The following is an 11,816-nucleotide window of genomic DNA, read 5'->3' as shown; positions in this document are numbered from 1 at the left end:
CAAAGAGGAGCCTTTTAACAGAGTAGGAGTAAAACATGCAGGCAAATTGGAGTCTTATCCTTAATGTACTGTTACTCATTGGAGTTGTGATTGCTATTGGACGGTTGATGAAAGCAAGACGCCAAAGTTTATCCCCAGTCAGTTATAATCCTTCATTGGGAGTAGCAGAAAATAAATCGTTTGACGACATTATTGCGATACGCAAGATTAGTACTTTGCAAAGTGAGGATGAGGGTCTTGACGATATTGCTATCAAAACAACATCAGCCAATCCAGAGAAAACGGATAAGGAAAAGCCAGCCGCAACGAGCAATGAGGTCGGTAAATCAGTAATGATGTTTTTGTTAGCAAAGGAAAATCGCCAATTAGCTGGTTATGAATTATTGCAAACAGTTCTTGCTGCTGGATTGCGTTTTGGCGAAGGACAGCTATTTCATCGTCATCAGTACTCCAATGGCCAAGGGCCTGTACTGTGCAGTTTGGCGGCTGCCACTGCCAGTGGTGTTTTTGATTTACAGAATATTGGTGCATTTAGTGTACGAGGGCTTTGTCTGTTTATGCAATCTTCTGGTAATCCTACTATTGATGCTGAGCGTTTTGCCATTATGCTGGAAACAGCAAAACAGTTAAGTGACGGTTTGGATACCTTTTTGCTTGATGAGCAACGACAGCCTCTAACGGAGGCTAGTATTGCCCGCTATCAGAGTTTGTTAAATATCAACGAACCTTATGAATTACCCGCCTTGGCTTAAAAGGGAGGCGGGACAGTTTAGCTTGCAACTCAATGTCAAACCAGGTAGCAGGCAAAACGCCGTAAAACTGGATCCAGCAGGGGGCTTGCAAATTTGTTTGCAAGCAAGCCCGCAAGATGGCAAGGCCAACAAGATGTTGATTCAGTATTTGGCAAAATTGCTGCGGCTGCAGCAAAAACAGATTGTTATTTTGCGTGGAACCACTTCGCGACTAAAGGTACTCCTCATTAAGACAGAGGCAGATGAACAGGAAAAAACCATACAGAAATTATTGGACTCACTGCCCTAATCATTCATTAACGTCTTTGTTTTAGGACAATACATCTATTAAGAGATATAATTTCTACGTCTAGCCTGATTTGGATTTTACAGAATGTTTCACGGAAGCTAAATCCACTCTGGCCGGCTGCAATAATAATCAGTAAACTAAGCTTTTAACAACCTACAAATACTATGAACTTAAATACTATTGCTGCACTATTTAACAATCCTTCTACTGAACAGACTCCACTTACGGGCCTATGCATTGATAGTCGTCAGGTACAGCCAGGCAATTTATTCGTTGCTTTGCGCGGAGAGCGTTTTGATGGCCACGAGTTTATTGAAGAAGCTGTTGCCAAAGGCGCAGTGGCTGTACTTTGTAATCAAGCTAACCCGAAAATAAATGTTCCACAGTTGGAAGTGCCTGATACCATAGAGGCTTTAGCGAGAATCGCCAGTTATCATCGTCAATCGATTACCTGTCCAATTATTGCTTTAACAGGTAGTAATGGCAAAACGACAGTAAAAGAGATGATTGCCTCTGTTTTACCGAAACCTGCCCATGCTACTCCCGGTAATCTAAATAATCATATTGGGGTGCCATTGACCTTGCTGCAATTAAAACCTGAGCATCGCTATGCAGTGTTTGAGCTTGGGGCAAATCATCCCGGCGAGATTGCCTATACAGTGGCGATGGTCAAACCGCAGGTTGCTTTAATCAATAACATTGCGCCGGCCCATATTGAGGGCTTTGGTTCCATTGATGGGGTTGCGCGTACTAAAGGGGAAATTTATCAAGGACTTGCTGCTAACGGCACGGCTGTTATCAATGCGGATGATGACTATGCCCATTTTTGGGATGATCTGCTGACAGATAAAAACGTTTTGCGCTTTTCTTTAACGAAGCCAGTTGATGTTTATGCACGGGATCTTTCTTTTAATCAACAGGGTTGTGCAAGCTTTACTTTGGTCCTTCCCAGCGGAGAAGCACCCCTTACCGTAAAAATCCCCGGTGAACATACGGTTCGTAATGCCCTGGCTGCCGCTGCCTGTTGTTATGCTGCGGGTATTTCTTTAACGGACATTGTTCAAGGCTTAAGTCAATTTAATGGCGTTGCCGGACGGATGACTTTTTTATCCGGCAAGAACGATTCTCTGGTTATTGATGATACCTACAATGCCAATTTACGTTCGGTATTGACCGCTGTTGATGTGCTGTCTAAACGGCAAGGCCGCCGCATTCTCGTTTTGGGTGATATGGGGGAATTGGGTGCCTGGACTCAAAAACATCATGAAGAGATTGGCCATGCTGCCCAGCGTCAAGGGATCGATTTGCTGATGACTTGTGGTGTTCATAGTGAACATACTGCTAAAGCGTTTGGTTCGACAGCCAGGCATTACAAAAATCAGGAAGAGTTGGCGCAAGATTTGCTCACTAAATTAGATGCGAACACAACGGTGTTGGTAAAAGGGTCGCGCTCTTCAGCAATGGAAAAAATTGTGCGCCAATTGGTGGGTTGAATCAGCTAGTTTATGGTATGCTTGGCAACTTTTTGCGCGGTCTCAATATTGCTTGATACACAGGGCAATGAAATGGTGGAATTATTCGAAACCCCACTTTTTATTTTCCCAGTTGATAGCGCTTAATTTTTCTTTACGAGAGGTACAGATAATATGCTTTACTGGTTAACGCAGCTATTACAAGGACAGTATCATGCGTTTAGAGTGTTTCAGTATTTAACATTCCGTTCTATTTTAGCCGCACTCACGGCCTTGCTGGTGGGGCTGTTTTGTGGTCCCTTGATGATTCGTTGGTTACGAAATTTACAAATTGGCCAGATGGTTCGTGATGACGGGCCTAAAACGCATTTGTCAAAAGCGGGAACACCTACGATGGGTGGTGTACTCATTTTGTTAGCCATTCTTGTCAGTTGTTTATTCTGGGGTGATTTGCGGCAACCAGCCTTATGGTTGGCTATGTTAGTAACGACGGGGTTTGGCATTGTTGGTTGGGTTGACGATTATCGCAAGGTAGTCCGTAAAAACAGTAAGGGGTTACCAGGTCGTTGGAAATATTTTTGGCAATCCGTTATTGCCCTTGCTGCCGTTTTCTATCTTTATTGCAGTGCTGATATTCCGGTAAGCACCCAATTATCGGTTCCCTTTTTCAAAAATTGGTTTATTACCCTCGGTCCTTTATTTCCGGTGCTTGCCTATTTTGTAATCGTAGGAAGTAGCAACGCAGTTAACCTGACGGATGGTTTGGATGGTTTGGCTATTATGCCTATTGTGATGGTTGCTGGTGCTTTGGGTATTTTTGCCTATGCAAGCTCAAATGCTCTATACGCTCATTACCTGGCGATTCCTTTTGTGCCAAACACCGGTGAGTTAACTATTTTTTGTTCATCTATAGTCGGCGCAGGTCTGGGGTTTCTCTGGTATAACAGTTATCCCGCCCAAGTGTTCATGGGCGATGTCGGGTCACTGGCTTTAGGCGCTGCCTTAGGCATTGTGGCAATTGTCGTCAGACAAGAATTAGTCCTGTTGATTATGGGTGGTCTGTTTGTCATTGAAACCGTATCCGTCATTTTGCAGGTCGGGTATTTTAAATATACGGGTGGAAAACGTTTGTTTCGTATGGCACCGCTGCATCATCATTTTGAACTGAAAGGATGGTCTGAGCCTAAGGTCATTGTACGTTTTTGGATTATGACAGTGGTCTTCGTGCTCTGTGGCTTGGCAACGCTAAAATTACGTTAGGCATAATTATGAATCAGCCATTTTATCTTGTCGCAGGATTGGGGAAAACGGGGCATTCAATTGCTGGTTATTTAAGCCGGCGTAACAAACCCTTCGTAGTTTTTGATACCAGGCAGTCCGTTGAGGGATTGGCGGCCTTCAATACGGAATTTCCGGGTGTCGATGTATTTTTAGGTGATTTACCAAGCACCATTTATCAGCAATTGGCTGGAATTATTACCAGTCCGGGTGTTGCACTGGATGAACCTTTTTTGCAGGAAGCGTTTCGTCGCAAGATTCCTGTTTTTGGTGATATTGAATGCCTGGCCCGTGAAATCGATGCGCCGGTTATTGCGATAACGGGGACTAATGGCAAATCAACCGTTACGACCTTAGTCGGTGAAATGGCAAAGGCGGCTGGTCTTTCAGTCGCTGTTGCCGGCAATATTGGTTTGCCGGTTCTTGACTTGCTTGATAATGATCAACACTACGACTTATGGGTTTTGGAGTTATCCAGCTTCCAATTGGATCTCACCTATTCATTGAGTCCGATTGCAGCAACTATTCTAAATGTTTCTCCCGATCATCTTGACAGGCATCATACGCTCGAAGCGTATATTACTGCCAAACAGCGAGTTTATCATCAGGCACAAACCGTTATATCGAATCGAGATGATGCGCAGACAATACCACAAGTCGCCGCTGACAGAACCATGGCGACCAGTTTTGGTCTGGATAAACCCGCGCCTGGGCATTGGGGCATCATTGAAAAGAATGGGACTCATTACCTGAGTGACGGCAATGAATGCTTGCTGTCCACAGAGGAATTACGCATTAAGGGCAAACATAACTGGCAAAATGCTTTAGCTGCCTGTGGCCTGGCGGCCGCTGCTGGTATAAAACCTGAATACATGATTAAGGTATTAAAGACTTTTACTGGCTTGCCGCATCGCTGTCAGTGGGTAAGGACGCTTGATGAAATTGATTGGATTAATGATTCAAAGGGGACAAATATCGGAGCAACTATCTCGGCTATTGCTGGGATAGGGGGAGCTATGCAAGGAAAAATTGTATTAATCGCAGGTGGTCAAGGCAAAGGTGCCGATTTTAATGAGTTACGCCCCTCTGTTGCCGAACATGTCCGTTCGGTTGTTTTAATTGGTGAGGATGCGGATAAAATAGAGCATGCTTTAGCAGATATAACCCCTGTATTGCGTGCGACATCCCTGGAGGAGGCGGTGACCAGGGCAAGGTCTCAGGCCACATCTGGCGATGTCGTCCTGTTATCGCCTGCCTGTGCAAGCCTGGATATGTTTCGTGATTTTAATCATCGCGGCGACGTGTTTGCAAATTTAGTGAGTAAGCTGTGAGTACCATGCAACCGCGTCATTATACTCAACGTGGAAAACCCACTCATAAGCCCATTGCGCTTTATGATAAATGGCTGATGGGCGCTGTGCTTGGGTTGGTGATTATAGGTTTGATGATGGTTGCATCCAGTTCCGTGATGATCTCGACAAAATACTATCACCAGCCGTTCCATTTTTTGATTAGACAAGCTTGTTATCTTATCGCCGGATTTATAGTGGCAATTGGCGTGATGAGGATAGATAGCAGCGTCTGGGAAAGAATGAGTATGCCGTTGCTGCTTATTTGCTTGTTGATGTTGTTGGTTGTATTAGTTCCCGGCATTGGCCGCTCAGTGAATGGCAGTAGACGGTGGTTGGCTTTTGGCCCGATAGGCATACAGGTTTCCGAGCTGGCTAAAATGACCATGATTTTTTATTTGGCCGGTTATCTGGTGCGCCAGCAAATCAGTGTGAAGCAACATATTTTCGGTTTTATTAAACCAATGATTGTTCTGGGTCTAATTTCTGTCCTGTTGCTGATGGAGCCCGATTTTGGTGCTACCGTGGTTATTTCTGGCACAGTAATGGCGATGCTATTTTTAGCCGGCGTCAAATTGCGTTATTATGTCGGTTTATTACTGGCAGTTCTCTGTTGCCTTGCCATGCTTGCAGTTTCCTCTCCTTACCGGGTTGCGCGGTTGACCGCGTTTCTCAATCCTTGGGCCGATCAATTTAATAGTGGCTACCAGTTAACGCAATCGTTGATTGCTTTTGGCCGAGGTGGGTGGCTTGGAGTAGGGCTTGGCGATAGCGTTCAAAAATTATTCTATTTGCCTGAGGCGCACACTGATTTTCTATTTGCTGTACTTGCAGAAGAGTTAGGTGTGTTTGGCGTTCTTTTAGTATTAATTTTGTATAGTATACTGGTTACCAGAGGGTTAATGATTGGCTTTACGGCTCATTCGCAAGAGCGTTTGTTTGCTGCTTTTACAGCCTATGGTTTAACGTTTTGGCTAGGATTGCAAGCCGCTATTAATATGGGCGTTAATTCAGGGTTGCTGCCTACAAAAGGATTGACGTTACCACTGTTAAGTTATGGTGGCGCCAGTATGGTAGTTAATTGTGTGGTCATCGCACTTTTATTGCGTATTGATCATGAAAATCGTTGGCAGTCATTGGGATTGAGGCCGCCAACCTCACAATAAAGGGGAACTTTGTGGATAACATAGGACACTTTCTATCGCCAAGGATGGGACGAGTAGAGCAGATTCATTTCGTTGGTATTGGTGGTGTGGGGATGTGTGGCATTGCAGAGGTTTTGCATAACCTGGGCTACCGCATTACCGGTTCTGATCTGAGTGAAAGCCGTACGGTACAGCGGTTGCAATCCTTGGGAATCAATGTACACATTGGTCATCGCGTTGAAAATATTGTTGGCGCCGACGTGGTTGTGCGTTCAACAGCCGTTGAGACCGAAAATCCGGAAATCCTTGCGGCACAAGCACGCTCAATCCCGGTTATTCCTCGTGCTGCCATGCTTGCAGAGCTGATGCGTTTTCGCTATGGCATTGCCATTGCAGGCACCCATGGAAAAACAACGACCACCAGTTTGGTCAGTAGCTTACTGGCTGAGGGAGGCCTGGATCCCAGTTTTGTTATTGGTGGTAAACTCAATAGCTGTGGTTCAAATGCTCAGTTAGGTAAATCAGCTTATTTTGTGGCCGAAGCCGATGAAAGTGACGCGTCATTTCTGTTCCTAAAACCGATGATGTCTGTGGTCACCAATATTGATGCGGATCACATGGGCACGTATGACGACAATTTTGATAAATTGCGTAGCACCTTTATTGAGTTTTTGCACCATCTTCCTTTCTATGGCCTGGCAGTGCTTTGCATTGAGGATGACGAAGTATGCCGTATTTTGCCCTCTGTCCAACGGCCTATAAAAACTTATGGTTTTCGTGAAGACGCCCATTACCGCGCAGTTAACTGGACGCAAAAAGGCTTATTGAGTGAGTTTACTGTGGAGCGCCCTGCGCCCCACCGACCCTTGCATATAGAATTTCAATTACCAGGACGCCATAACGTATTGAATGCGTTGGCCGCTATTGCGATTGCTACTGAATTAGGTGTTGATGATGAATCCATTGTCAATGGGTTACTTAAATTCCAAGGGGTTGGCCGACGCTTTCAAATGCTCGGTGAGCGACATTTTGAACGTGGCTCAGCCCTTGTAGTCGATGATTACGGACATCATCCACAAGAAATCAAATCCACGATTGATGCTTTTCGTCGTGTTTGGCCTGACAAACGATTGATTCATGTTTTCCAACCACATCGTTACAGCCGCACACAATCCCTTTTTGACCAGTTTGTCGAGGCGCTAAGCCTGGCTGATGAATTATTGTTAATGGATATTTATTCTGCCGGCGAAGCAGTCATTCCTGGTGTAACGAGTGAAACATTGTTAGCCAAAATTCAGCAAAAGCATCCTAATGCAAGGCTTGTTAATGATAAGAATCTGGTAGAAGCCTTAAACCAAGTGATTACTGAGGGTGATGTTATTTTGATGCAGGGTGCCGGTAGTATTGGTCAGCTGGCAATCAGTCTAACGCAAACAGCGCGAGAGGCGGTGTGAACATTTCAACAGAAACAATGACAAATCCTGCAGCAGCTCATCAAGGTCAATTATTAACGAATGAGCTTCTGGCTGATTATACAACCTGGCGAGTTGGCGGCATTGCCCGTCAATTATATAAGCCTGGCAGCATTGCTGATTTGGCGATATTTTTGAAGCAATTGCCTCCGGATGAACCATTGCTCTGGTTAGGATTGGGCTCCAATTCTTTAATCCGGGACGGGGGATTTGCGGGTACCGTGATTTTAACGCAAGGCTGTTTGAAGGAAATGGCTTTAGTCACTGAAGATCTGGTTCGTGTAGAGGCTGGTGTATCTTGTGCAAGTATGGCAAGATTTTGCGCGCGCAATAATCTTGCGGGTGGTGAGTTCTGGGCGGGTATTCCTGGGACAATGGGCGGTGCTTTGCGCATGAATGCCGGTTGTTTTGGTGGTGAAACCTGGCAATTGGTGGTGGAAGTTGAAACCATGACCCGCGATGGTGAGATACATGTACGAAAGCCAGAAGAATTTGAAATCGCTTATCGCCATGTTTCCGGTTTGCAGGACAATGAATGGTTTGTTGCCGCTACCTGCCGGCTCATTGCAGGTGAGAAGGAAAAATCCTTACAGCTTATTAAAGAGTTATTAGCGCATCGCGCCGATACTCAACCGACCAGCGAATACAATTGTGGTTCCGTGTTTAGAAACCCTCCAGGTAATTTCGCTGCTCGTCTTATCGAATCTTGTGGTCTTAAAGGGAGGCAATTAGGTGGTGCCGTTGTCTCTTTAAAACATGCCAATTTTATTATTAACCAGCACGGCAGTGCCTCGGCACGGGATATCGAATCGTTAATTGAATTAGTACATGACACGGTGCATAAGCAAACTGATATTGACTTAATTCGTGAAGTGCACATCATTGGAGACTTTTAATGTCCAAACCTATCAATTTAGTATTGCTCTATGGCGGTAAATCCGGTGAGCATGAAATTTCCTTAATTTCTGCAGCGTCTGTGCTAGCTCAATTGGATGCGAGTAAATACAACATAATTCCTATAGGCATGGATAAAGAAGGGCGTTGTTATCAGAATGATTATCAGGAACTACTTGCCTTTAAAGACAGTTTACCTGTTACTACTTCACGCTCAGGTCCCTTGGCGAGTTTACTGATTGATGGCCGTTTTGCCGTTGATGCGGATGTTGTATTCCCTGTTGTTCACGGACCTCTTTATGAAGATGGCTGTCTACAGGGTTTACTGGAATTAGCCGGTGTTGCCTATGTAGGTTGTGATGCTTTATCTTCCGCAATTGGCATGGACAAAGATATGGCTAGACGCCTTGCCTGTAATGATGAGATTCGTTCTGCCCGTTACCGTGTTTTATCCTGGCACAGCAGCGCGTTGGAGAGACAGCAGTTTTGCCAGCAAACGGCGGCTGAACTAAGTTGGCCTTTGTTCGTTAAACCCTGCTCGTTAGGTTCGAGTGTCGGAATTCATAAAGTAAAAACCCACACTGAATTAGCGGCTGCGATTGAAGATGCTTTACGTTATGATGAAACTATTCTGGTGGAAGAGTTTCTGCCTGGGCGTGAAATTGAATTGTCTGTTCTTGAAAATGCGTCGCTTTCCGGTGTACCAAGAGTCAGTATAGCGGGTGAAATTCGTGTTCATCACGCAGATGGCTTTTATTCTTACAGTGCAAAATATTTGGAGTCTAACCAGACTGAATTACATGTCCCCGCTAAACTGGATCCGAAAATACTCAAGCGCTTACAAACGATTTCCTGTGAAATTTTCACTCGCCTTAAATGCAAAGGGATGGCCCGTGTCGACTTTTTTGTAAACGACCAAACGGGGGATATTTTCTTTAATGAGATCAATACATTACCTGGATTTACTTCCATTAGCATGTATCCCAAATTATGGCAGGCCAGTGGTTTGGCTTATCCGCAGCTGTTAGATGAATTGGTGAATTTGGCAATGACCCATCATCGTTGTCGCCAGCAGTTAGTGACCAGCTATCAATGATGGTGGATTAGGGTAGCGTAGGGAATTTAAAACCATAATAGGGTAATAAGAATAGGGTACTAAAGTGGATGAGCGGTAATACAGGGCGATTACGCTATGCGAGTTTTTTAACCATGCTGATTGTGTGCGCCATTTTTTTGGCTGCACACTTATTTTATTTATTTGTAGCAGATGCACAACGATTTCCTATTAATACAGTCAAAATAGTAGCAAGTTATCAGCACATTACGCGTAAGCAACTTGAAGGTGTTTTGGCGAATTACCTTAATAACAGTTTTTTTTCTTTACCGGTAAGACGGTTATATGCGGACTTGGCTGCCCTGGATTGGGCAAATCAAGTGCGAGTAGAAAGGCTATGGCCTGATACCCTCAAAATCACGCTCGTTGAAAAAATACCCGTAGCAACCTGGAATAATGCCTTACTCACAGAAGATGGTGAGTTATTTAACAAAGGTGGTGCCACATTAACTGATTCTTCGCTGCCGCATCTCAGTGGTCCAGCGAATCAACAAAAGGAAGTCTTACAAGTTTACGAAAAAATGAGTAAGATATTATCAATCTATGGTTTGCATGCGGCTTCATTAGAATGGCGTGATAATCAAGCTTGGGAACTTACTCTAGCCAATGGAGTGCAGTTGCGTTTGGGAAAACAGGATTTGGAAATGCGAATTATCCGATTCTGTAAAGCCTATCCCGCAGTTTTTGCAGAGAAATCAGGGCAATTAGCAAGTGTTGATTTACGTTATCCGCGAGGTATGGCGGTGCAATGGAAAAAAGAAACGGGAAGATAATGGCTAAAAAATTAGAAAAAAATATCATCACCGGTTTGGACATTGGGACTTCTAAAGTGGTGGCACTCATTGGCGAAGTGACAGCAGATGGGGCGATAGAAATCATTGGTATAGGACGCCACCCTTCCCGTGGCTTAAAACGGGGTGTGGTTGTTGATATCGAAGCAACGGTGAATTCAATCCAGCGCGCAGTCCAGGAAGCAGAGTTAATGGCTGGGTGTGAGGTGCGAACGGCCTATGCGGGTATTGCAGGTAGCCACATTCGGAGCTTGAATTCCCACGGTATTGTTGCAATTCGCAATAAAGAAGTTTCGCATGCTGATGTGGCAGGTGTCATTGATGCTGCCAAGGCGGTTGCGATTCCAGCCGATCAAAAAATTCTTCATGTGTTACCCCAGGAATTTATTATCGATCACCAAGGTAGTATCCGGGAGCCGGTAGGTATGGCCGGGGTACGTTTAGAGGCGCGTGTCCACATTGTTACTGGCGCTGTCAGTGCTGCCCAGAATATTGCCAAATGTGTGCGGCGCTGTGGTTTGGAAGTAAGTGATATTATTCTTGAGCAACTGGCAGCCAGTCACGCCGTTTTAACTGAAGATGAAAAAGAGCTTGGGGTTTGTCTGATTGATATTGGCGGCGGCACGACCGATATTGCTGTGTTTTATGATGGTGCTATTCAGTTCACAGCAGTCATTCCTATTGCCGGTGATCAAGTCACCAATGATATCGCAATGGCTTTACGTACACCGACCAAGAGTGCGGAAGCGATTAAGTTAAAGCATGCTTGCGCAATGCCTGAGTTGGCCAATGCCAATGAAATGATTGAAGTATTAGGGGTCAGTGAAAGGCCTGGGCGCAAAATTTCTGCCAAGGTCCTTGCCGATGTGGTTTCAGCACGTTATGAAGAATTATTTACGCTGGTCCGTAACGAGCTCCGGCGCAGCGGTTTTGAGCAACGCATTGCAGCAGGCATGGTGATGACTGGAGGAGGCTCTAGTGTACAGGGAGCGATTGAATTGGCCGAGATGTGCTTTGAAATGCCAGTGCGCCACGGTTGTGCACATCAGGTTTCAGGTTTAGTCGAGGCGACAGCAAACCCATCCCTGGCGACGGGGGTAGGTTTATTGTTACATGGGTTCCAACAACAATATGAAGGTGGTTATAATGTACCTGTCTTAAGTGATAATGACAAAGGAATGTGGGCACGCATGAAGGCATGGTTTCATGGTAATTTTTAAGTAGTTTCTGCCTCTAGTCCTGCTACATGAGCAAGGATCA

At 45.0% G+C, this 11,816-nt stretch carries 11 protein-coding genes; all 11 read left to right on the top strand.

Annotated features, from left to right (window positions below; genetic code table 11):
• Positions 1-35: 35 nt before the first annotated feature.
• Entirely contained in the window at positions 36-752 is a 717-nt protein-coding gene (locus DYC89_RS13380; RefSeq protein ID WP_115222238.1) for a cell division protein ZipA C-terminal FtsZ-binding domain-containing protein, read from the top strand.
• Entirely contained in the window at positions 730-1,041 is a 312-nt protein-coding gene (locus DYC89_RS13375; protein WP_115222237.1) for a DUF167 domain-containing protein, read from the top strand. Before DYC89_RS13380 ends, DYC89_RS13375 begins: the two co-directional genes overlap by 23 nt.
• 164 nt (positions 1,042-1,205) lie before the next feature.
• Positions 1,206-2,534 carry a UDP-N-acetylmuramoyl-tripeptide--D-alanyl-D-alanine ligase gene (locus DYC89_RS13370; protein ID WP_115222236.1) on the top strand — a complete coding sequence of 443 codons (1,329 nt, stop codon included), beginning with the start codon at positions 1,206-1,208 and terminating at the stop codon, positions 2,532-2,534.
• Positions 2,535-2,687: 153 nt separating this feature from the next.
• Positions 2,688-3,773, top strand: a complete 1,086-nt coding sequence (gene mraY / locus DYC89_RS13365) for a phospho-N-acetylmuramoyl-pentapeptide-transferase (protein WP_115222235.1) — start codon at positions 2,688-2,690, stop codon at positions 3,771-3,773.
• An 8-nt stretch (positions 3,774-3,781) separates the two neighbouring features.
• Entirely contained in the window at positions 3,782-5,122 is a 1,341-nt protein-coding gene (murD, locus tag DYC89_RS13360; protein WP_115222234.1) for a UDP-N-acetylmuramoyl-L-alanine--D-glutamate ligase, read from the top strand.
• Positions 5,123-5,127: 5 nt separating this feature from the next.
• Positions 5,128-6,306, top strand: coding sequence for a putative lipid II flippase FtsW (gene ftsW, locus DYC89_RS13355; protein WP_181879462.1), 1,179 nt, complete (start codon positions 5,128-5,130; stop codon positions 6,304-6,306).
• A gap of 44 nt (positions 6,307-6,350) precedes the next feature.
• On the top strand, positions 6,351-7,739 hold the full coding sequence (murC, locus tag DYC89_RS13350) for a UDP-N-acetylmuramate--L-alanine ligase (RefSeq protein ID WP_412754433.1): 1,389 nt from the start codon (positions 6,351-6,353) through the stop codon (positions 7,737-7,739).
• Positions 7,740-7,756: 17 nt separating this feature from the next.
• The gene (murB, locus tag DYC89_RS13345; RefSeq protein WP_115222769.1) at positions 7,757-8,653 is read left to right on the top strand and encodes a UDP-N-acetylmuramate dehydrogenase; all 897 of its coding nucleotides are present in this window, start codon (positions 7,757-7,759) and stop codon (positions 8,651-8,653) included.
• Positions 8,653-9,747, top strand: a complete 1,095-nt coding sequence (locus tag DYC89_RS13340; protein WP_115222231.1) for a D-alanine--D-alanine ligase family protein — start codon at positions 8,653-8,655, stop codon at positions 9,745-9,747. The genes murB and DYC89_RS13340 overlap by 1 nt, the downstream gene beginning before the upstream one ends.
• A gap of 68 nt (positions 9,748-9,815) precedes the next feature.
• Positions 9,816-10,538: a cell division protein FtsQ/DivIB gene (locus DYC89_RS13335; RefSeq protein WP_115222230.1), complete on the top strand. Its 723-nt coding sequence runs from the start codon at positions 9,816-9,818 to the stop codon at positions 10,536-10,538.
• Positions 10,538-11,776 (top strand): cell division protein FtsA, encoded by a 1,239-nt coding sequence (gene ftsA / locus DYC89_RS13330; RefSeq protein ID WP_181879406.1) that lies wholly within the window; start codon positions 10,538-10,540, stop codon positions 11,774-11,776. Before DYC89_RS13335 ends, ftsA begins: the two co-directional genes overlap by 1 nt.
• Positions 11,777-11,816: the final 40 nt, after the last annotated feature.

Origin of the sequence: Legionella donaldsonii (assembly GCF_900452385.1) — a bacterium.
GTDB lineage: Bacteria > Pseudomonadota > Gammaproteobacteria > Legionellales > Legionellaceae > Tatlockia > Tatlockia donaldsonii.
Note: the sequence above shows the minus strand (reverse complement) of the source record. Positions and strands in the feature narration are given on the sequence as shown.